At 36.7% G+C, this 21,884-nt stretch carries 20 protein-coding genes; 4 read left to right on the forward strand and 16 right to left on the reverse strand.

What is annotated here, in order from left to right:
• Positions 1 to 158: 158 nt before the first annotated feature.
• From AB7942_RS09690 to AB7942_RS09705, 4 genes are all read right to left on the reverse strand, one after another.
• Positions 159 to 293 (reverse strand): hypothetical protein, encoded by a 135-nt coding sequence (locus tag AB7942_RS09690; RefSeq protein WP_369446663.1) that lies wholly within the window; start codon positions 291 to 293, stop codon positions 159 to 161.
• A gap of 62 nt (positions 294 to 355) precedes the next feature.
• The gene (locus AB7942_RS09695; RefSeq protein WP_369446664.1) at positions 356 to 1,204 is read right to left on the reverse strand and encodes a DegV family protein; all 849 of its coding nucleotides are present in this window, start codon (positions 1,202 to 1,204) and stop codon (positions 356 to 358) included.
• A 222-nt stretch (positions 1,205 to 1,426) separates the two neighbouring features.
• Positions 1,427 to 2,113: a response regulator gene (locus AB7942_RS09700; RefSeq protein WP_483310855.1), complete on the reverse strand. Its 687-nt coding sequence runs from the start codon at positions 2,111 to 2,113 to the stop codon at positions 1,427 to 1,429.
• A 66-nt stretch (positions 2,114 to 2,179) separates the two neighbouring features.
• Positions 2,180 to 3,322, reverse strand: a complete 1,143-nt coding sequence (locus AB7942_RS09705) for a sensor histidine kinase (RefSeq protein ID WP_369446665.1) — start codon at positions 3,320 to 3,322, stop codon at positions 2,180 to 2,182.
• Between the two features lie 328 nt (positions 3,323 to 3,650).
• On the opposite strand from AB7942_RS09705, the gene AB7942_RS09710 reads away from it, so the two are divergent.
• A complete protein-coding gene (locus AB7942_RS09710; RefSeq protein WP_369446666.1) occupies positions 3,651 to 4,283 on the forward strand; it encodes a YigZ family protein in 633 nt (210 codons plus the stop codon).
• Between the two features lie 146 nt (positions 4,284 to 4,429).
• The gene (locus AB7942_RS09715) at positions 4,430 to 5,446 is read left to right on the forward strand and encodes an LCP family protein (protein WP_369446667.1); all 1,017 of its coding nucleotides are present in this window, start codon (positions 4,430 to 4,432) and stop codon (positions 5,444 to 5,446) included.
• 114 nt (positions 5,447 to 5,560) lie between these two features.
• Here the strand turns inward: AB7942_RS09715 and AB7942_RS09720 are convergent, their stop codons facing one another.
• From AB7942_RS09720 to AB7942_RS09775, 12 genes are all read right to left on the reverse strand, one after another.
• The gene (locus AB7942_RS09720; RefSeq protein WP_369446668.1) at positions 5,561 to 6,610 is read right to left on the reverse strand and encodes a glycosyltransferase family 4 protein; all 1,050 of its coding nucleotides are present in this window, start codon (positions 6,608 to 6,610) and stop codon (positions 5,561 to 5,563) included.
• A 235-nt stretch (positions 6,611 to 6,845) separates the two neighbouring features.
• Positions 6,846 to 7,577 (reverse strand): WecB/TagA/CpsF family glycosyltransferase, encoded by a 732-nt coding sequence (locus AB7942_RS09725; RefSeq protein ID WP_369446669.1) that lies wholly within the window; start codon positions 7,575 to 7,577, stop codon positions 6,846 to 6,848.
• A gap of 86 nt (positions 7,578 to 7,663) precedes the next feature.
• Entirely contained in the window at positions 7,664 to 8,473 is an 810-nt protein-coding gene (gene tagH, locus AB7942_RS09730; protein WP_369446670.1) for a teichoic acids export ABC transporter ATP-binding subunit TagH, read from the reverse strand.
• A gap of 16 nt (positions 8,474 to 8,489) precedes the next feature.
• The gene (locus tag AB7942_RS09735; protein ID WP_246869604.1) at positions 8,490 to 9,293 is read right to left on the reverse strand and encodes an ABC transporter permease; all 804 of its coding nucleotides are present in this window, start codon (positions 9,291 to 9,293) and stop codon (positions 8,490 to 8,492) included.
• A 136-nt stretch (positions 9,294 to 9,429) separates the two neighbouring features.
• Entirely contained in the window at positions 9,430 to 10,578 is a 1,149-nt protein-coding gene (locus AB7942_RS09740; RefSeq protein WP_369446671.1) for a CDP-glycerol glycerophosphotransferase family protein, read from the reverse strand.
• A 46-nt stretch (positions 10,579 to 10,624) separates the two neighbouring features.
• On the reverse strand, positions 10,625 to 11,023 hold the full coding sequence (tagD, locus tag AB7942_RS09745) for a glycerol-3-phosphate cytidylyltransferase (protein WP_098933574.1): 399 nt from the start codon (positions 11,021 to 11,023) through the stop codon (positions 10,625 to 10,627).
• Between the two features lie 168 nt (positions 11,024 to 11,191).
• The gene (locus AB7942_RS09750) at positions 11,192 to 13,498 is read right to left on the reverse strand and encodes a bifunctional glycosyltransferase/CDP-glycerol:glycerophosphate glycerophosphotransferase (RefSeq protein WP_369446672.1); all 2,307 of its coding nucleotides are present in this window, start codon (positions 13,496 to 13,498) and stop codon (positions 11,192 to 11,194) included.
• Positions 13,499 to 13,624: 126 nt separating this feature from the next.
• A complete protein-coding gene (locus AB7942_RS09755) occupies positions 13,625 to 14,821 on the reverse strand; it encodes a CDP-glycerol glycerophosphotransferase family protein (RefSeq protein ID WP_369446673.1) in 1,197 nt (398 codons plus the stop codon).
• Positions 14,822 to 14,851: 30 nt separating this feature from the next.
• Positions 14,852 to 16,018, reverse strand: coding sequence for a CDP-glycerol glycerophosphotransferase family protein (locus AB7942_RS09760; protein ID WP_369446674.1), 1,167 nt, complete (start codon positions 16,016 to 16,018; stop codon positions 14,852 to 14,854).
• Between the two features lie 22 nt (positions 16,019 to 16,040).
• Positions 16,041 to 17,066: a ribitol-5-phosphate dehydrogenase gene (locus tag AB7942_RS09765; protein WP_369446675.1), complete on the reverse strand. Its 1,026-nt coding sequence runs from the start codon at positions 17,064 to 17,066 to the stop codon at positions 16,041 to 16,043.
• Positions 17,063 to 17,776, reverse strand: coding sequence for an IspD/TarI family cytidylyltransferase (locus tag AB7942_RS09770; RefSeq protein WP_088089642.1), 714 nt, complete (start codon positions 17,774 to 17,776; stop codon positions 17,063 to 17,065). Before AB7942_RS09770 ends, AB7942_RS09765 begins: the two co-directional genes overlap by 4 nt.
• A gap of 243 nt (positions 17,777 to 18,019) precedes the next feature.
• Positions 18,020 to 21,007 carry a PA14 domain-containing protein gene (locus AB7942_RS09775; protein WP_369446676.1) on the reverse strand — a complete coding sequence of 996 codons (2,988 nt, stop codon included), beginning with the start codon at positions 21,005 to 21,007 and terminating at the stop codon, positions 18,020 to 18,022.
• Between the two features lie 236 nt (positions 21,008 to 21,243).
• Here AB7942_RS09775 and AB7942_RS09780 point away from each other — a divergent pair, with 236 nt between their 5' ends.
• Both AB7942_RS09780 and AB7942_RS09785 read left to right on the forward strand, forming a co-directional pair.
• Complete coding sequence (locus AB7942_RS09780; RefSeq protein WP_369446677.1) at positions 21,244 to 21,492, forward strand: hypothetical protein; 249 nt, start codon at positions 21,244 to 21,246, stop codon at positions 21,490 to 21,492.
• Between the two features lie 73 nt (positions 21,493 to 21,565).
• The gene (locus tag AB7942_RS09785) at positions 21,566 to 21,760 is read left to right on the forward strand and encodes a hypothetical protein (RefSeq protein WP_214715428.1); all 195 of its coding nucleotides are present in this window, start codon (positions 21,566 to 21,568) and stop codon (positions 21,758 to 21,760) included.
• Positions 21,761 to 21,884: the final 124 nt, after the last annotated feature.

Here is a 21,884-nt window from a genome sequence, read left to right on the forward strand (position 1 = left end):
GACTTGGGCCGGGATTCCGCCGACTTCTGGAGTTATTCCGCCAATCTTCGTACGGATTCCGCCCACTTCGGAACTTTTTCCGCCGATTCCCCTGATGATTCCGCCAAACCCCTTTTAATTACCTTTTTTATATGGTCTCGAGCCTATCAACTGTTCGTTTAACAGCTGACTCTCGGCCAGGAGATTCCGCCAACTCGGGCCGGGTTTCCGCCAACTTTTGAAGTTATTCCGCCAATCTTCGTACGGATTCCGCCCACTTCACAACCTTTTCTGACGATTCCGCCAAACCGCAATTTCCCACCAACCCCTTAAAATTAAAAACCATTCCGGCCGAAAGGATGGAATGGTAACTCGCTTACTTTTCTAATTTTTTCATCCAGCCTAGACCCATGGATCCTTCGCCGAGGTGGGTACCGATCACTGCACCGAAGTAGCCTATCGAGAATTCAACGTTTGGATACCTGGCAGCCAGTTCATCGCGCCACTCCTTGGCGTCTTCTTCGCGATTGGCATGAATAATGACGGCTTGATATTCGCTGCCACCTGACACATCCTCACTTAGCAAATCGACCATTCGATTCATTGCCTTTTTCCGGGTGCGGATCTTTTCAAACGGAACAATCACCTTGTTGTCAAAATGAAGCAGTGGTTTGACCTGGAGGAGGCTCCCGATAAAAGCCTGTGCACTTGAAAGGCGGCCGCCTCGCTGCAGGTGCTGTAAATCGTCTACCATGAAATAGGCACGAGCCGTTTTTTTCAATTCTTCTAAGCGGTTCATAATGGAAGCAGCGTCCTCGCCTCGGGATGCCAGCTTTGCTGCCTCTATCGCGTAAAAGCCTTGAACCATGCAGCTGATTTCTGAATCAAATGGGTAAACGGCGATGTCTTCGACCATCGTACTCGCAGCATTAGCCCCTTGGAAAGTGCCGCTGATCCCACTTGATAGGTGAACACAGATGACGGCATCATATTCCTTTGAAAGGTTTTCAAATAGCTCGACAAATTGGCCAATTGGCGGCTGAGAGGTAGTCGGTAGCGCTTTTGTCTTCATTTCATCGTAAAACTGACTCCAAGATATATCAATTTCTTCCTGGTAAACCTCGTTACCGAAGATGACATGTAACGGGATCATATGTATATTCCATTTATCTCGTACATCCTTTGGGATATACGCAGTACTATCCGTGACAACGGCTGTCTTCATAAAAAAATACCATCCTTATCTATATAACCACTATATTGATTTTACTATTTTATATGAAATAGAGCTAAATTGCATTACATCGCAAAAAACAAAAAGAGCATACCGTGAAGTATGCCCTTTACTATTTTATTGGTGCTGTTAACTTGGCTGTTGATTTCCGCTCCAATCAACGTAGGCTTTAAAATCAACAATGGCCTTTTACACAGCCATTCTATTAAAATCTTACTTTACTTCTACCCAGCCATTTTTAATCGCGACAACCACTGCTTGGGTACGGTCGTTGACGTTCATTTTTTGTAAAATGTTTGAGACATGGTTTTTGACTGTTTTTTCACTGATGAATAAAGCTTCGCCGATACCACGGTTGCTTTTTCCATCGGCAAGCATCTGGAGCACTTCGCACTCGCGGCGTGTCAATAAATGCAATGGACGGCGAATTTCCATTGTTGGCATATAGCCTCCGCCACCACGGGCCACACCCGCAGCAAGCTTGCGATATTCATTCACCAGATTATGGGTGACTTTTGGATGTAGATAGGAACCGCCATCCGCCACAACACGCACTGCTTCAATCAGGGCATCGGCATCCATTTCTTTTAATAGATAACCTGATGCACCCGTCTGCAAGGCATGGGTCACATAGTTTTCATCATCATGTATGGATAAGATAATAATCTTCGTTTTCGGATATTTTTCAACCAACTCACGAGTTGCTTCGATCCCGTTCTTTTGCGGCATGTTAATATCCATGATGACAACGTCGGGTTGGAATTCTTCTACTAATCTTAGTGCTTCACAGCCATCATCGCCTTCAGCAACAACTTGGAACGATTTTTCAAACTCTAGTATTCTCTTAACGCCTTCTCTAAATAGTTGGTGATCGTCTATTATGACAATTTTTGTAATCAATTGTTACGCCCCCTAATCCTTCTAATTTCGAAATTTTTCTCCATTGGCGGTAGGTTCATTAGTTCTTTAGTTAATTAGTGGAACTCGAATGAGTACTGCGGTTCCCTTGCCTATTTTTGAATCAAAGGTAATTTCGCCTTCAAGCAGGTCGACACGCTCGCGCATTCCTATCATGCCAAATGACTCAGATTTCTTTTGCGTGATATCAAAACCGACCCCATTGTCCTTGATCAAGACGGTAACTGAGGCATTGGTTATTTCTAATCGGACTTTGATTTCACAGGCATTTGCATGCTTCAGTGCATTTTGCACCGATTCTTGGATCATCCGGAAGAGTGCGACTTCATACTTAGTAGGAAGCCGGCGTTCTAGGCCGATATTCACAAACTCGATTTTTGAATGGTTATGATATTCTTCGATGGTTTGTAAGTATTTTCTGAGGGTAGGGACAAGACCTAAATCATCCAATGCCATCGGACGAAGGTCATAAATAATTCTCCGGACCTCATAAAGTGCCGATCGGACCATTTTTTTAAAGCTATTGACCTCAGAAAAAGCCTCATCCGCGCCCTTTTCCCTATAAACACGTTCGATTAAGTCGGAGCGCATGATGACATTGGCAAGCATTTGGGCGGGACCATCGTGAATCTCCCTTGAAAGCCGCTTGCGTTCCTCTTCCTGTGCTTCAATTATCTTTAAGCCAAAATCTTGTTTGGCTTTCGCATGTTCTAGGACTTTACCAACCTGTTTTAAATCACTCGTCAAGTAATTCATCACGACGGAAATTTGCGAAATAAGCTGGTCAGCACGCTCAATCGTTTCATCTAAACCGACCAGACGATTTTCCAGATCTGCCCGTTTATCCAAAAGCTGCTTTTTATGCTGCCAATTAATCGAAAGATCCATTTGCAGTTGATGGGCCTTTTCGTAGGCATCTCGGACCTCTTCTTCAGAGTAATTTTTAAAATTCATACTGACTTCTGACAGCATACTCCGCGCCACGAGGACTTGTTTCTCGAGCTTCTCGCCTTCTTTTATGAGTTTGCTCATCATTTGCTTGATATTGTCTAATTCATTGATCATATTTTCGTAATCTTGACGGCATTGCTCGCCTATCTGGAAGATGTCGGTTTTGCTGCAAGTAACAGTTTCAATCATTTCTTCACGAATTTCATCAATCGATTTCATATTAATCTGCTTAAGCTTCATACACATTCCTCCGATAAGAAAAGCAATAAGCGCCTGGACGCAAAGCTAAACAATAATCTAATTTCAGTGAATGATATTTTATTATCTTTGGATTTCAAAATTCATCAAACTACCTTTTACATATTTTACCTTGAATTTTATCAATATGCGAATATGAACTTAAGTTGTACCTTTGATTCCAGTAAAAAAGTAGTATAATGGTAGCATCTCTTTTTGTCTATAAAAATAGGTTTTCACTACTTTCACCTTTTTTATTATAACACGGAAACTTTACTGCCATATTAAAGTTATATTACACCCTGATGAAATTAAGGAAGGAGTGCGCAATATGTTGCCTCGTTACCATACAGTAAAACAAGCTGGTGAACATGAAATTATTATTCAAAAATCAAGATTTATTGCCCACATCAAAAGAACTGAATCGGAAGCGGAAGCCCAGGAATTCATTCAAACGTTGAAAAAAAAATATTGGGATGCCACGCATAACTGTTCCGCCTATCTGATTGGCGAGAATGATCAAATTCAGAAAGCCAATGATGATGGCGAACCAAGTGGTACAGCCGGCGTTCCAATCCTTGAGGTTTTGAAAAAAAGAAAACTGAAGGATACAGCGGTGGTCGTTACCCGCTATTTCGGCGGGATTAAATTAGGTGCGGGCGGTTTGATTCGTGCCTATGGTAAAGCGGCGTCAGAGGGCCTGGATGCGGTTGGTATTGTCGAAAGAAGATTAATGCGGGTCTGCCATGTTAAAATTGATTATTCTTGGCTTGGCAAGATTGAAAATGAATTGCGATCGTCGATCTATATCCTTAAAAATATTCAGTACCAGGAGAATGTCGAAATTGAAGTATTTGTCGAAGAAGAGAACCAACCGGCGTTCACAGAATGGATGATTGAAATGACAAATGGACAAGCCGATATTACTGCTGGAGATGTTACCTATCTTGAGTCAGATAACTAGGAAATTCCTTTCCTCCCTACCTATTGAGAATAGTAATACTATTGTAAAGAAAATTTCATTTTACCAATCTCAATAAATATTATAAAATAGAGTAGATTTTCAACAAAAATTGACATTTTTCTATTTAAACTACTAGGAGGCAATCTATGTCTATCAATAGACAGGTGTATAAAAATAATAACAAGGGCAAGGTAAAGAAAAGACTAAGACTAAGACGAAAACGAATCTTGCTATGGATCGTAATGCCCATTCTACTATTAATAATAGGTGCAACAGCTTACGGCGGATTTTTGTATAATAAGGCTGAATCAGTGATGAATAAATCCTACAAGCCAATTGAACGTGATACCAAAGCGAAGGCCAATGTAAAACTTGAAAATACATCGATACTATTTATTGGTGTCGATGATAGTGAAAAGAGAAAATCAAATGGCAGATCTCGTTCAGATGCCTTGATGCTGGCTACTTTTAATAAGAAAGAAAAATCTATTAAGCTATTGAGTATCCCGCGTGATTCATATGTTCACATCCCTGAGAAGGATATTTATACAAAAATTACTCATGCCCATGCTTATGGCGGCGTGAAACTTACGCTTGAAACAGTCGAAGAATTGCTTGATGTACCAGTCGATTATTATGTAAAAATGAATTTTAACGCTTTTATTGACGTTATAAATGCGCTAGATGGTGTGAAAGTAGACGTTCCATTCACATTTTCTGAACAAGATTCCCAGGACCATGCGAAAGCGATCACCTTGAAAAAAGGCGTACAAGAATTAGATGGTGAACAAGCGCTTGCGTTTGCACGGACAAGGAAAATGGATAGTGATATTCAAAGAGGACAGCGCCAGCAGCAGATCTTTAAAGCCATCCTCTCAAAAGGATCATCTATAAAGTCTATTTCTAATTACACTGACGTGATGGAAGCTGTCGGAAAGAATATGTCAACAGACTTAACGTTTGACCAAATGAAATCGTTTATTAGCTATATACAAGCTGGTAGTGGAATCGATGTTGAGTCACTATCACTAAAAGGGTCCGATTCATATATTGATCGTGTTTACTATTATCAACTTGATGAAACGGCCTTAGAGGACACAAAATCAACACTTAAAACACACCTCAACAGAACAAATACAGCAAGTGCAACGAAAGTTGAATAAGAAGCAACCCGGATCAGATAGTATCCGGGTTCTTTTTTTACATAAATATCAAATAAAAGAAAACAATAAAAGGGTAAATCACAACGCCTTCCTGTGTTGTGATTTACCCTTTTATTATCTATTTTTGTTCAATATCCCCATGATTCGGAGAAGCGGCCGGTAATTCTTATTAATTAAACCAATCGTTTCAACAAATAATTCAATGGCCAGCACGATAATGGTAATGATTAAGATCGAGCCCCATACGGTTGTAATGGTAAAAATAAAGGCTGCGAGGCCAAACATGGCGCTCATAGCATAAATTAATAAAACCGTTTCTCGATGCGTAAAACCTAATTCTAGTAAACAATGATGTAAATGGGACTTATCTGGTGCGGATAATGATTTCTTATTGTAAATACGACGGATGATAGCAAAAAAAGTATCTGAAATCGGAACACCTAAAATAATGATTGGAACAACAAACGAGATCAAGGCAACATTTTTAAAACCGAGTAAGGCTAGGACTGAGATCATGTAGCCAAGGAAGAGTGCCCCAGAATCTCCCATAAAAATTTTTGCCGGGTGAAAATTATATAGTAGAAAGCCTAACGTACTCGCAAGCAGGATTGTCCCCATGGCAACTACATAACCATTTCCCATCACAATCGCCATCCCGGAAATAGTGATAAAGGCGATCGAGGAAACACCAGCTGCCAAACCATCAAGTCCATCGATTAAATTGATTGCATTGGTAACGCCAACAATCCAGATGACTGTAATTGGAATACTAAAGATACCAAATTCTAAGGTCCCATTAAACGGTAAGTTAATAAATTCAACTTCCACCCCGCCCCACATCACAACGATCAAGGCAGAAACAATTTGTAAGATAAATTTTATTTTGGCCGATAATTCAAAGATATCATCTAAAATACCGGTAACTAGTATGATTAAACCACCAACAACAATAGCTGCATGGTAGGGACTGCTTGGATGCAGGATTATAAGACCGAAGAGAAAACTAATATAAATCGCTAGGCCGCCTAAACGAGGCATAATCTTAACATGTACCTTACGCTTATTAGGACTGTCCGTTGCTCCTAATTTAAAAGCCAATTTTTTTACGATTGGAGTGATTAATACGGAGCATAAAAAACATAATATTAAGGTCAGATATAACATGAAGACCCTCCCTATGAATATAATGCCCCATTAATAAATTTTAGAAACAGGCACATATTTCTAAGTACACAACGAACATATTATAGCATACATTTTTTATTATGGTATATTTTGTTGAATTGTCGGAAAATTCCCTTTTATTTAGCTAGCATTAATAGGATTTATTAGTAACGATCCAACACCATGTAAGACGATTGGTTACTCCAAAAAGTTACATTTATTTTAGAATAATCGCTTATTTGGTGAACTTTAATTGGAAGATTTTCAGTAAAAACCGGGGGATGGCTAACATTCTCCTCCACCTTGATGGCTGCGAAATCAAGCGATAAAACCATTCGAGGTTCATTTTTTGCCAGAAACGAGGAGCACGCTGGACCTCTCCCGCAAGAACATCGATGCTACCTCCAACCCCCATACATACTCCTTTGGGAAATTGAGCCAGATTTCTTGCAATCCATTGTTCTTGTTTAGGGAACCCTAACGCCACGAAAATCAAATCGGGGCTTGAGGCTTTAATCTCTGCAGTGATCGGATTGTTTTCCCAATCAAAAAAGCCATGATGACTGCCCACTATTTGAACATGCGGAAATTGACTGTTGATATTAGCCACAGCTTTTTGATTGGTCTCTTCGCGCCCGCCCAATAGATAAATTTTCAACTTATTCTCGTTCCCAAGTTCCAGTAGACGGATCATTAAATCATAACCTGCGACCCTCTCCTTAATCGGGGTATTTAATGTTTTTGAAGCCAGAATAATCCCATAACCATCAGGAACCACCATGTCGGCCGATTGAATGATTTTTTTATAGTCGAGATGTTCATAAGCGTACATGACAATTTCTGGGTTGGCTGTGACAATGAAAGCTTTGCGATTACTTTTTATCATTTCATTAAGAATGTTAACTACTTCATTAAATTGTTTATTGATAAAATCAATACCTAATATATCGACGGTGTTGTTCTGCATGGTTTTTATCCTTTTGTATTTTTTCATATTTATAAAAAAAGGCTCAAAAAAATGGATCTAGCCAATTATTTTTGAGCCTCTTTTTATTATCTAGCTGTATTTAAAACTAATCTGCTCTGCTTTTCTAAGGCTGTTTCTCTAAACTTTCGCTGTTCCTCTTTAGACATGGCCTTAAATTCTTTGAGAAACGCTTCATATTGCGGAACCACTTCTGCAGTCGTCCCATATGCTTTGATTTGACCAAATTCTAACCATAAAGCTTTTTGGCAAAAATCTTTAATCTGGCCAATCGCATGACTTACAAAAAAGATGGTTTTCCCTCTCTCTTTAAAGCTGTACATTTTTTTCTTGGATTTTTCTGCAAATGCTTGGTCCCCAACGGAGAGCGCCTCGTCGATAATTAATATATCTGGATCCACAGTCACGGAGATGGCAAAACCAAGCTTTGATTTCATACCACTTGAATAGGTTTTTACAGGCTGATCAATAAACCTTCCTAGTTCGGAGAAATCAATAATTTCAGGTTCGAGCTCCCGGATTTCTTTTTTACTAAAACCGAGCATTAAACATTTCAGTTCAATATTTTCTCGACCCGTTAAATTATTGTTTAACCCAGAGGCAATCGCAATTAAAGATGTTTGTCCAATCGTTTCGACCTTTCCATTTGTAGGTGGAACTACGCCTGCAATAATGTTGGATAGAGTCGATTTTCCGGAGCCATTTACACCAATTAAACCAATCACATCGCCCTGTTCAGCGGTGAAACTTATATTTTGCAATGCGTAGAAATCATCACCATAGCCATTGGGCAAAATGATATCAAGGAGCTTATCAGATGTTCTATTATACAATTTGTATTTCTTTGATACATTATCAATAATAACTGTTTTAGTCATTTTTTCCACTTCCACTTTACAAGTAGTCTACAAATCGGTTTCGAAATTTCAAGTGCAGTGCAGAGCCTATAAATAACAACACGAAAACAAGTCCCCAAAAGTAGGCGGTATATTTAATGTGTTCAATTAGATACCAGCTATGCCCTAACAGAGCAGCGCGATAACCTTCAGCAATATAGTATAATGGATTAAACTTCATAACACTTTGAACGATATGTGGAAGTCTTTCAGGCGTCCATAATAATGGTGTCAGATAAAGCAGCATTCTGACAATCGCTTGGACAATCATTTGGACATCCCGTACAATCGTCGCTAAGGTAGAAGTAATTAATGAAATAGCTACCAGTAGAATAATGGTGGCAAACATATAATAGGGTAACGACAAATAATATATCGATATAGGATAGCCTGTAAATTGAAAGATAACCACAATGACTCCAACTAACATGAGATGCTGATAAAATTTCGATATAATGACGTAGGTTGGAATTACACTCATCGGAAAGCTCATTTTTGCGATTAAGGCGATCCTCGTATAGATCGACTTTGAAGCGTCCAATATTGCTGGATTAACAAAGAACCAAACTAAAATACCCGCCAGCATCCAATAGAAATAAGGAATCCCCTCTACTGCACGTCCACCACGGATACCATATCCGAATACAAAATAATAGATACCTATTTGAATCATGGGATTGATTAATTCCCATAATATCCCTAAATAATGGCTGTTATTTGCACTTTTTAATTCAAAAAGGGATAATCTTCTGATGAGATAAAAACTGCTAATCTGTTCCCTTATGACCTTAAACATTGACATCGTGTTGATCCTTCCTAAACGATTTAATTGGGGATATAAGATGAAACCTTTTCATAAAATAAATCATTCCCCCTCAAAGACCATAACATTTTACCATAAAAAAAGGATAAATTCTAACGCAATTAGACATATGTAGTTAGTTTGAGTTCTTATCCCTTTGATACGAGTCGCTTTGTAATTCTTTAAAAATGTAATCTACGAGCTTCTGGCTGGATATCCCGTTTGAATATTTATTCCAAATGTCAGAAAAACCGGTAACCTTCTGATAATCAAATAAGTTATCTTTAATAATCGTAATGATTTCATCCGTATGTTTCGTGATCGGACCTGGAACTGTCTCTTCAAAATCCTTCCACAATCCTCTTTCCACTTTGTATTGTTCAATATCATAAGTAAAAAAGATCATTGGTTTATTTAATAATGAAAACTCATATGGTATGGAAGAATAATCTGTAATCAGCAAGTCAGTGATAAGTAACAGTTCATTAACATCATAACGTGAGGATGAATAATCATAAACAAATTTAGAATATAATTCATTGTTTTCTAATGAACTTTTTATCGCAGGATGGAAACGGAGCAACAAAACATATTCATCACTGAGCTCCTGATACATTTTTTCTAAATCCAATTTTAATTCAAATTGATCTAATTGATGATCCCTGTATGTTGGGGCATATAAGATCACCTTTTTGGATGTTAATTCAGGATTCTCATCTAATAATTTAGAAATAATTGCCTTATGTTTGTTCTCATCAAAAAAAAAGTCAGTTCTCGGTATTCCTGTTCGAAGAATGTTTTGATCCTTTAGGGCAAATACCTGTTTAAAAATATCAGCCATTTTGTCTGACCCAACAACAACCTTATGAAATTTTTTGTAAACTCGTAGAAATCGCTTATGAGCCCTTTTACTACGATTGACATTGGACTCATCCGCCAGTCCAAACTTTTTAATCGCACCTGCTGCGTGCCAAAGCTGGATACATTCCACACCCGTTTTAAAATTAGTTGAAGCCAAAACCCCAAAATAGTTATCAATAATAATTTTTTTGGAAGTAGCGAGGTGATAGATGGAACGCAAAAGATCGATAAATGATGTTTCAAATGGAATGACAGGAAGAGCAGGATATTTCTTAAAAAGTGAAAGTGAAGAATCCTTACATAAAAAGACAATTTCTTGTTGGATATTCTGGTGAAGGATTTCCTCGTACACATATTTGGCATTATCCCCAAAGGAAACCAGAAAGGTGACCTTATTTTTTAATGGGAATGCCTTACAAATCATAAAAAAACACTTAAATATAAACAAATAAATGGATATGGCAATTTCTCTAATCATTTTTCACATAATTTAAATCGGATTTAATTTTGGAGGTTGAGATACCGGTAGTTCTTGGCAAATAAACCACTTCACAATACCTTTTTAGAAAATCAAAATGACCTTTCCAATCATCACCCATTACAAAGACATCAATATTATGGTCAATTACGTCCTGGATCTTTTGTTCCCAGCAGGATTCCGGAATGACGTGGTCAACATAGCGAATCGACTCCAAAATTAATTGTCGGTCCTGATAACTATAGTAGGCTTTTTTATTCTTTTCGATATTAAATTCATCTGTTGATAGACCAACGATTAGAAAATCTCCTAATTCCTTAGCTTTTCTTAATATATTGATATGACCAACATGGAGCAAATCAAAAGTCCCGTACGTTAATACCTTTTTCATTCTTTTCAACTCCTAACCGAGTTTTCATTGCAGCGTTTATTCACCACCTGAAAACTCTTGCAGAAAAACAATCCATTTCCCATTATATATCCCACTAGTTTTTATTTCAAACACTAGTGAAAGGATTCACGTTCGGTCTATTTAAAAATAAAACCATGATATTTACTATCATGGTTTTATTAGTATATCCACAAATCTTTTTGCAGATTCTCCGTCAAGATCATCGAAGAATCGATGTTTAAAGCTTTCAATCTTTTTAAAATCAAACTGGTTTTCTTTCACCGTTTTGATAACCTCGTCAGTAGTTTTTACAATTGGCCCTGGAACAAAGTCAGAGTATTCATAGTAAAAACCACGATCTTCGAGATACTCATCAAGGTCATATGCAAAGAAAATCATTGGTCGTTCCAATAAAGAGAATTCAAAAACTAAAGATGAATAATCACTAATTAAAATATCCGTATTCATTAATACATTATTTATTTCATTCGAACTCATATTTATAACAAAGTCTGCTGCTTCCTCTGGTATTTGAACTTTTTTGGTAACAGATGGATGAAGCTTTAATATCAGTACATATTCATCTGAGAGTTCTTCAGCCATTTTAACTAAATCCAATTTAATATTAAAATTCGCCCGCTTACCTGGACCACCTCTAAACGTGGGAGCATAGGTAATCACTTTTTTATTTTTAAGCTGTGGATAGGTTCCCAGATATCGCTGGTGAACGAATTCCATTAATTCCTTATCAAAAAAGACATCTGTTCGCGGCAATCCTAATGGGTAAATATTTTCTTCCGGCACTTCAAATGCCTCAGCATAGTGAGGAATAATTTCTTTACTTGTAACTACTGCTTTTGTATAAATTTGATGAGCACTTCGTTCAAATTGGGTGGAATTACTTTCACGATACCCTACGGCACTATGGCCAAATTTCTTAAAAGCACCAGCTGCATGCCATGTTTGAATCACTTCCGTTTGCTTGCGCACACGAAGCTTATATAATGGACGATAATAATCATCTAAGATTAAATAACGGGAAGTCGCGATATCATAATATAGTCTACAGAAATCCCTGAAATTTCGCTTTTTCTTGAAATGACCTATAATTTTGTAATCTGGGCGCTGATTAATTAATTCATCATAAATATGCTCAAATGAATCCGTTAATCTCGGAAATTTGTTGGTCGCCATCGTAATTTTCTTTTGTACAGGCAGGGTGCTAAAAAATGGAAAAGCCACCCGCCGGACAAAGGCCGTTTTCACCTTGGTTTTTATTTTTTTAAATTTAACTTTTACTAGATAGAAAAAGATCGGGGAAAGATTATTTCTTTTCCATGCTTTCTTAACCGCCATGAACACTTTTTGTTTTTTCGAAGTCTCTAATGCATGTAAAGAACCTGGATCCAGTTTTGAGAAACAAACCTTTAACCATTGTAGATACAGTTTTTTTGCAGCTGGACTAACCAGTTTATACCGATCTGCAATTTCATAGGTCATCACTCTATGTAACGACGGAATCTGATTAAATAAATGATAATCTAAAGTTTTCACCCATTCCAAAACCAGTGTAAATGATTCTATTTGAGTTTTTTGATCCTTGCTTACAAGCGCACTTCGAATAGCAGGCCAAATGTCTGCTGAAATAATTCTGGTATAATAACTTTTCTTTAAAGCAAATCGGGTATGTTGATTTGAAATATATTTATCCCATAATTGATCGGAAATACGTAAACTTTTAAAAATATCGGTTAAAACCTTTACTGAATTCACGCGCACAGTTTGTGATAAGGATAAATTCTCCTCCGCTTCCCTAGACCGATATTTATAAATGATTTTATCAACTGTATATATTTTATTTGCCTTCATATAGGCTTCAATCACAAATGGCTGATCCTCGGTTACATGAATATCTGAAGGAAACCGTATTCCTTTAACGATTTTAGAATGGTAAAGCTTATTGCACGGTCCCAGTGAGAATAGTAACCCTGGATTGGAGACGAGGCTCTTTTCACCTGGAATGTATACACCATTATTCACGTGACTAGCGATAAACCATGTTTCTGTACTATTAAAGCTTAAAGAAGTTCCTAAAACGATATCTGCCTTTTCTTTTAACGCACTATTATACATGGTTTCTAAGGCATCCAGTGGTAAGAGGTCATCTGAATCAACAAAACTAATGAATTCACCTCTTGCTACTTCTAGACCATTATTCCGAGCTACCCCTGGTCCTGAATTTTCTTGTTTAATAAAAACAATATTTCCGTATTTATTTGCAAATTCCTCAATGATTTCTGGACTTCGGTCACTTGACCCATCATCAACCATGATAATTTCAATGTGATCTAACGTCTGGTTGACAAGAGACTCCAATGTCTCCGTAATATATTCTTCCACATTAAAAACTGGGGTAATAATACTTACCTTCACATCTTCTAATTCAGGATGAATGATATATTGAAGTTTACTCATATAATATCTCCTCTGTTGTAAAAAAAACAAAGCACCATTTTTTGAAACGCTCATCTTTTTTAACTATTATTAACATCATTTTCCTCTTTTATGATTTAAATAAAAGTATAGGGATAAAATTCCACTCTATTTAGAATCGGCATCTACGATGAGTTGGTCTACAACACGATCGCTTGATTTTCCATCCGTATGATCAAAAAAGTAATCAACGAATGTCTCGATTTTTTCCATTTTGAAGTCTTTATTTTGAACGGTTTCAATTAATTCATCTAATGTCCTTGCTAATGGGCCAGGGATAAATGAATCATATTTATAATAAAAATCTCGTGTTGCTATATATTCCTCTACATCTGGAGAATAGAAAATCATCGGTTTATTTAATAATGCAAACTCAAAGCAAACAGAGGAGTAATCGGTTATTAATAGATCTGAGATAAATAATAAATCATTAATTTCCCGATAATGTGAAATGTCGTAGAAAAAATCTTTATATTCTTCAGGGATTTTCCAATAGTCTTTTACAAATGGATGCATTTTGAATAGAAAAACATACTCATCATGTAAGGCATGATAAAGTTTTTCTAAATGAAGATAATCCTTCGGATAATAGGCAGACTGCTGGCCGTCCCCTCGAAAGGTCGGTGCAAACATAATGACTTTTTTTTCAGATAAAATGGGATACTTTCTGTATAATTCTTCTTTAACCTTCACTTGGTAAGCTTGATCAAAAAAGACATCCGTTCTTGGTATCCCAGTTGCAAAGACTCGATTTTCACTAATCCCAAAGCCTTCAGCATAATGCTTTGCCACATTCTTCGAACTTACGATTACCTTCGTGTAATTGCGGTGATTCAAAGAATGAGGGTCTGGACCGCCTGGAAGACCTACACGGCTGTATCCAAAGGTTTTAAACGCACCGACTGCATGCCATAACTGGATAAGATCGGCACCTTTCCGTATCTTTAATGGATAGACCATCGGATAAAAGTCATCCAACAAAATAAATTTTGCCGTTGCCAGATGAAAAGCTAAACGAACCATTTCCCAATAGGTTTTATAAGCCCGCGTACTCTCTTTTAAAAAAAAATGGTATTGGTAATTTACATTTTTTCTTTTTAATGCCTGATAAACAAATTCAAAGTTACCACTTAAATCGGTTCTGCTATCTGATGCAAATAATATTTTTTTTTTATTTAACGGAAATAGGCAAAAAAATAGGTAAAGCAAACGAAAAATAACTTTACGGAAAAAACGGTAAACAAGACTATATTGAGAGCTGTTTCCTTTACTTTCCGCTTGGTTTTCCATTTTATTTTTTAACATTATTAATCTCCTACTGGAAAATTTATTCAATTAGCTTTTTTTAATTAAATTATCTACGATTCTTTTACTTGTTTTTCCATCAAAGTATGTAAAAAAACGATTTCTAAATTGCTCAATTTTTTTCAGATCAAATTCGTCTTGTTGGATCCATTCAATTAGATCTTGAGTTTGATGAAAGAACGGCCCTGGAATAAATGATAGGAAAGGAAAATAAAAATCTCGTTCCCTTATATACTCTTCAAGGTCATCAGCAATAAAAGCAATTGGCCTGACTAATAAACTATAATCAAAAATAACCGATGAATAATCTGTTAAAAGAATATCAGCTTGAACTAGTAATTGTTCGATGTTGAATTTTTCCTTTACATGAAAGACAAAACCTTTATCTTCATCCTTAATAGTGATGTCCGAACGCATATATGGATGTAAATGAATCAGTAGTACATATTCATCTCCGAGAGTTTCCCTCATAGCTGAAAAATCGATAGGACAGTGAAATGATTCTTGATAATGACTTTTCCCTCTAAAGGTAGGAGCATATAAGATAATCTTTCTCCCCTGAATCTCAGGAAATTCACTCTGTAATTCTCCCATCAATCTTAACTGCTCTCGTTTATTAAAAAAATAATCAGTTCTCGGTACACCTAATGGGAATATCCTTGAGGATGGCATATCGAAGGCTTCAGCATAAAAAGGAATGACTTCCGAGGAACTCACAAATACTTTAGAATAATTTGAATGAACCTTAACATGTTTTAAATAATCTGAACTTGGACCAAATTCTTTATCTACGGTGCTTAAGCCAAATTTCTTGAATGCACCTGCTGCATGCCAAAGCTGAATAATATCCGTTCCCTGTCGAGGTTTTATCACATATACGGGGAAATAATAGTCATCGATGATAAAATAACGGGATGTTGCTAAATGATAACTAGCTTTAACCATATGTAGGACATAGTGGAATTTGCCTAGTAATGAGCTGCTATACTTTTTAAAAAGAAAATTACACGTCCAATTGGGATATCTTCCGTGTAATTCCTTATAAATATAATAGAGATTCCCCTGTATCTCCGTGGCCCGATAGGAAGCAAAGGTGACCTTTTCATTATTTACTTTAAAAAGAAGGCATGACAGGTGAAAGATCATCTGAATGAATCCCTTCACCATAATTGTTGGAAAAATTCTCAGTAAATACATCGCCATGCCTGCCTTTTTTATTTTATATTTTCCATTCGAGAATGGTTTTTCCCCAAGAGTTTGTCAGGTCTTTTTCAAATGCATCAATAATATCTTGGATATTCTTTACTTCGTGAACTTCTCCAATCAGCATGCCAAAATACTCGACCACTTCCGGGTGCTCAACCATGAAATTTACAGTGTTAACAAAATCAGTTCGTCCACTTCGACTGCTGCCAATCATCGTAAGACCTTTTTCTAGAATCATTCTAGTGTTTATTTCAACAGGATATTCAGAGACACCGAGAATACAAATAGATCCCTCTGGATTAATATAATCAATCATTTGATTAATCGCAGATTGGCTGCCATTCCCGCCAACACATTCAAATCCATGATCAATCCGTAAATCATCCGGAATTTCATCAATTTGATACGCTTCATCAACAAACGAAAAATGATCCATTTTATATTTTGTTTTCCCAAAAATATACACTTTGCTATCAGGATAGCGTTTCTTTAAAATCAGCGTGGTTATATAACCTAAATTCCCATCTCCCCATACCCCGAACGTATTTTTTCGAGCATGGGCTTTTGCCTCAAAGCGCACCAAGGCATGCATACTGATGGTGATTAATTCCATAAAAGCCGCAACCGATGGATCAATTTCTTCTGGTAATGGAACAATCCGATCCCTGTGAAGAAAAACATAGTCCTGCATAAATCCGTCGTAACCACTTGAACGAAATTTACTCGATCGCAAGTAATTTTCTGCAATAACTTCATCTTTTTCAGTTGGGGTATTCGGTACCATCACGACCCGGGTACCAGGTGCAAACTCATTATTTGGATCATAAACGACCTTACCAATCCCTTCATGGATAAGCGCCATTGGCAGTTTCTTTGCCATTGCTTCCTTTCCACGTGTGCCAGTGTAATACCTTTGGTCCGCTGCACATATAGAGAGATGGGTGGGACGCACCACAATTTTATCGGACTGAATGGAACGATCTTTATAGGTCACTTCAAACTGTCGTGGCGACACTAAGCGATACACTTGATTAATCATCGTGAAACCCTCTCTTGTAGGATTGCATTAGCTACCTTCAAATCATATGGGGTTGTTACCTTTATATTAAATAATTCACCCTTGACAATCTTAACCTTTTCACCTGCAAGCGCGCAAATTTTACATGCATCCGTAAGAATCATTTTTTGTTCCTCGGTTAGTGCGTTATAATAAGTAACCAATTTCTTGATATTAAAGCTTTGTGGCGTTTGTCCCTGGTACATAGTATCCCTTACAGGGATGTTTGAGATAAATTCTCCATCCTCAGATTGGATAATCGTATCAATTGCCTCGATCACTGTATCAACAGCCCCAAACTTAATGGCCGCTTCAATATTCTCTTCAATAATTCGATGAGTTAGAAATGGTCTTACAGAATCATGGGTAATAATCACATCATCATCGTTTATTCCAAAGTTTTTTTCGATATAGCGGATGCCGCTCATGATGGATTCATTGCGATCTTTTCCACCTTCAAGCACAACAATCCTTGCGTCTTTTCCAATATATTTATTAATAATATCTTTGGCATGATTAACCCATTCTTTCGGTGTAACGACTAGAATCTTCTCAAAACGATCATTCAGGATAAACTTTTCAATTGTATGTATAATGATAGGTTTACTATTTAATGTTAAAAACTGCTTGGGCATATTAATATTACCCATTCTTGTTCCTTTTCCTCCGGCAAGAATTTCTGCAAAAATCATTGTCCACACTCCTTATCATACTTAACCTGCTTAATTTAAAGTAACTTTATTATTAAAATGATACATAATATAACCGTACCACTCTTCATCCTAATTAACAAAAAACGACAAATTTCTTGACAAAAACTCATTTAAAACTATACACTCTTTCAAATACATTTTCAAGCGAGGTAAGATTCTAGTTTAGTGTCTTTATTGCAAAAAAAAAGAAGGGAAGAAATCTTCCACTTCATTTTTTAGGACTTAATACTTAGGGACATCAAACACTAAAGTATAGCTATCTAGTAAACTATAAAGATTAAAAATGTTAGGTGTTTGTTTCACAGCCCAGCCAATATCAGTTGCATATTGATGTGTACCTGGAGCTGCAGGATTCCATTTCATTTTATAAATCGTGTCCTGCCCTTTATCAATATAATTCAAGGCAACGAATTTTGCCCCACCCACAATCGCTTTATCCGGTGTAGTCCAGCCCTGATTAAATGCCATTCTTGCTCCACAATGAAGCGGACACTTATCAAAAGCACCAACACCATACATATTATAAACGATCGCATCATAGGAGGCTGCATCACTTGCTAATTCGGTAATCTCTTCTTCTTCTGTAGCAGGATCAATGACAGGATTCCCATTACTATCCAGTTTTTTCTTGACCTTAACCCCTTTTGCTAACGAAGAACTGCCATTGCCTGTTTCAAGCAGCGCGTGGGAAATCAAGTAAATTTCATTGATGTTATACAGTGCACCTGCGTTAACAAAAACTTGTCCTTTTCCTGTAAGAATTCCTTTATTCGTCAGTATTTTTTGATTCACTTCGTACGCATCTGCTCCAGCCATTTCGGAAAGCTTAAGAAATTGATAATAACTTGAAGTGCCAATTCCAAAATTGGTAGGGTTAATATAGTAGCTAATATCCGTTGGACTTGGATTAACCCATGTTTCATTATAATTAATCTTATACCAATAATATCCATCGCTTTGCATGGTTTTGGAATAGATTGTCACTTGTTCATTTTTATCTAATTCTCCAAGGATCCAGCCATTAACTGGTATACCTCTCACATTTGTACTATCAGTGTTTACAACTCCCATATTCGGCGTCGAAGCATTGACTGTTAGCAAGTCACTTCTTACATAAGCATCATATTTTTTATCAGTTTGTGAAACACCAATTTGTTTATTAAGAAGTTCTCCTAATGAAATATCATAATCGGTATATTTAGTAGTGGTTTTTTTAATAACCTCTAAAAAGTTCACTGTTAATGAGGCACTATATTTACTTTCATAATACTCAACCTTTATGGTGTGGATCCCTTCCGACAATTGTTGGGGGGAAGAACTATAATTATTAACCCCGTCCTTCCAGCTATCCACTTTACGAATACCATCAACATAAATACGTATGCCATCATCGGCTTTACCTGAAAGTTTATAATTACTTGATTTTGCGATATACACCTTTTTTTCAAAAACAGCAGAAAAATTATCTGCTGGGATATTGGTTATAGGGGATCCACTCCAATAAAAATCCAGATCATCAAACGATTTTTGAACAGGAGTCCCTGTCAAATTATTGCTAGGAAAGAATTTCGCTTCCCAAAAATCTTCAATGAGATCTAATTTCACCGTGGCACTATATTTAGAATCATAATACTCAACCTTAATGGTATGGGTACCCGTCGTTAGAGTTACTGGATCATCGATGATATTCACGCCATCTTTCCATTTATCGACATTGAGTACTCCGTCTACATAAACTCGTACACCATCATCTGCTTTTCCTATGAATCTATATTTTCCAGGTTTCGTTACAACATATTGTTTTTCAAAAGTTCCAGAGAAACCATCAGTTGGGAGCATAGGATCTGGCGAGCCATTTCCCCAAGAAAATTGTAATTCATCATAAACTTTTATTAATGGGGTACCTGTAAAATCCTTTGATGGATAATAAGTTGCTTTCCACTTAGTTGGATCAATCGTTTCATTCTCTTGTTTAATTGGTTCTAAATTTAAATTCAATGAAGCGCTATATTTTGAATCATAATACTCGACTTTAACGGTATGGGTCCCAGGCACTAGCGTAATCGGAACATCAATGTAATTCACGCCATCTGTCCATTTATCCACATAACGGATTCCGTCAATATACACTCTTGCACCATCGTCGGCTTTTCCTACGATTTTATAATCCCCTGTTTCATCCACAACATAATTTCTTTCAAAAATACCTGAGAAATTATCTGTTGGAATAGTAGAATCTGGTGAACCGCTTCCCCAAGAAAATTGCAAATGATCATATTCTTTCTTAATAGGTGTACCTGTAAAATCCTTAGTAGGATAAAATCTGGCACTCCACTTATCAACTGGGATTGTTACCACTTCTTCTGGGATGGATTCCACTACCTCATCCATGTTAAATGCAAAGGAAGAACTCCATTTGTCATCAAAATACTCTATTAATATCGTATGGCTGCCAGATGCTAGATAAACCTCTTGATTAAATGAATTAACTCCCGACTTCCACTTATCAACTTTTTTGGTACCGTCGACGTAAACACGCACTCCATCATCTGCCTTGCCTGTTACGCTGTAATTTCCAGATTTAGTAATCTGTACTTGTTTTTTAAATACAGCAGTAAAATGGTCAGATGGAATACCCGAAATTGGTGATCCGCTCCCCCAATAAAAGTTTAAGTTTTGATAGGCTTTCTTTACAGGATTCCCAGAAAAATCAGCTGACGGATAAAATTCTGCTGACCACGAATCTGATCCAATACTTTCAGGAAGTTTTACCAAATCAATGGCTAGCGCAGCGCTCCACTTTTTTTCATAATATTGAACCTTTAGCTTATGAGTACCAGCTGTTAAATAGATTTCTTTATTAATAGAATGTACACCATCACTCCAAAAATCTATCCTTTTCTTCCCATCTACATAAATCCGTACCCCATCATCAGCTTTTCCTGTTAGGCGATATTTCCCTGGACTTGAGATGGTTACCGTTTTCTCAAATACTGCCGAAAAATTGTCTTTTGGAATTTTTGGATCAGGCGAATTCGCCTTCCAATCGAATTTTACATTTGTATATGTTTTAGTTATCCCAGTTCCTGTAAAATCAATTCTGGGGTAGAAAGTAGCTTTCCACGCTCCATCCTCGGCCTTAGCGGTTTCATCATTTATAAAAAATAATCCGAAGAATCCAAGAAAGAATATCACTAATGGAATATTCAATTGTCGAAATTTGATTTTTAAGCCCTCCTAAATAATTTTTTTGTCGATATATAAACTATTATCTTAAAGTTTCATAGAAATGTTAATACATAATATTAATATAGTAAAAAAGGCCCGGTATAACAACTGGAGATATGTCCCAGCTGGGGAATGTTCAGTTAAAATGGTAAATTTTATGTACATTTATTAATTACTATCGAATAAGTTATAGATAATCCTAGAAAGAGGTGGAAGGTATGAGTAATCAAATGTTGGAAATTCAAAGAATAAGAATTTTTTTTGAAACTGTTGATCAGGATACTTCCGTCGAAAAAATAAGAGCAATGGGACTAAGTTTGATTTCCATTATTGATGAAATGATACAACAAAATCAGCTCCTCAAAGATAAATGCCTTGAGGCCAATGAAGATCTACACTGGCTAAGAAAAAGGGCTGATGACTGGATGTTAAGGGCTATGGAAAAGGATTCCCAAGTTAATAAATAATGTCTACTTAGTATGATTAATAAATTTTAGGACAAAATATTATACAAAGTAAACTGAAATAGAAGGTGGTACTATGGCACTATGTGCTGATTGCGGACGGGAGGATATTTCATACTACTTAATAAATGGTTTTTGTGAGGATTGTATTGAATATAATAGTATTTCTGAATGGAATGATGAGGATGACGATGGAGATGAAAATGGGGATACTGGCAATATAATGCCCTTAGATCCTGTCCTTCATTTATTACAAACAGATGAAAGTTGAGTTGAGTTTTTTGGAGTCGGTGAGGAGTATAGAATTCCTCACCTTTTGCTTTTTACCATTGCACTTCTAAGAAATTTTATTGTTAGAGGTTTAATTCTCATTAGACGTCTGGCTTTTTCTTTCA

This window comes from Neobacillus sp. BF23-41, from assembly GCF_041106275.1.

Coding starts and splice junctions, on each gene's coding strand:
- AB7942_RS09755 (WP_369446673.1), bottom strand. CDS start 14,821: ATGTTAAAAAATAAAATGGAAAACCAAGCGGAAAGTAAAGGAAACAGC.
- AB7942_RS09710 (WP_369446666.1), top strand. CDS start 3,651: ATGTTGCCTCGTTACCATACAGTAAAACAAGCTGGTGAACATGAAATT.
- AB7942_RS09780 (WP_369446677.1), top strand. CDS start 21,244: ATGAGTAATCAAATGTTGGAAATTCAAAGAATAAGAATTTTTTTTGAA.
- AB7942_RS09735 (WP_246869604.1), bottom strand. CDS start 9,293: ATGTCAATGTTTAAGGTCATAAGGGAACAGATTAGCAGTTTTTATCTC.
- AB7942_RS09760 (WP_369446674.1), bottom strand. CDS start 16,018: ATGTATTTACTGAGAATTTTTCCAACAATTATGGTGAAGGGATTCATT.
- AB7942_RS09740 (WP_369446671.1), bottom strand. CDS start 10,578: ATGATTTGTAAGGCATTCCCATTAAAAAATAAGGTCACCTTTCTGGTT.
- AB7942_RS09785 (WP_214715428.1), top strand. CDS start 21,566: ATGGCACTATGTGCTGATTGCGGACGGGAGGATATTTCATACTACTTA.
- AB7942_RS09695 (WP_369446664.1), bottom strand. CDS start 1,204: ATGAAGACAGCCGTTGTCACGGATAGTACTGCGTATATCCCAAAGGAT.
- AB7942_RS09705 (WP_369446665.1), bottom strand. CDS start 3,322: ATGAAGCTTAAGCAGATTAATATGAAATCGATTGATGAAATTCGTGAA.
- AB7942_RS09750 (WP_369446672.1), bottom strand. CDS start 13,498: ATGAGTAAACTTCAATATATCATTCATCCTGAATTAGAAGATGTGAAG.
- AB7942_RS09720 (WP_369446668.1), bottom strand. CDS start 6,610: ATGTTATATCTGACCTTAATATTATGTTTTTTATGCTCCGTATTAATC.
- tagD (WP_098933574.1), bottom strand. CDS start 11,023: ATGAAAAAGGTATTAACGTACGGGACTTTTGATTTGCTCCATGTTGGT.
- AB7942_RS09770 (WP_088089642.1), bottom strand. CDS start 17,776: ATGATTTTTGCAGAAATTCTTGCCGGAGGAAAAGGAACAAGAATGGGT.
- AB7942_RS09765 (WP_369446675.1), bottom strand. CDS start 17,066: ATGATTAATCAAGTGTATCGCTTAGTGTCGCCACGACAGTTTGAAGTG.
- tagH (WP_369446670.1), bottom strand. CDS start 8,473: ATGACTAAAACAGTTATTATTGATAATGTATCAAAGAAATACAAATTG.
- AB7942_RS09725 (WP_369446669.1), bottom strand. CDS start 7,577: ATGCAGAACAACACCGTCGATATATTAGGTATTGATTTTATCAATAAA.
- AB7942_RS09715 (WP_369446667.1), top strand. CDS start 4,430: ATGTCTATCAATAGACAGGTGTATAAAAATAATAACAAGGGCAAGGTA.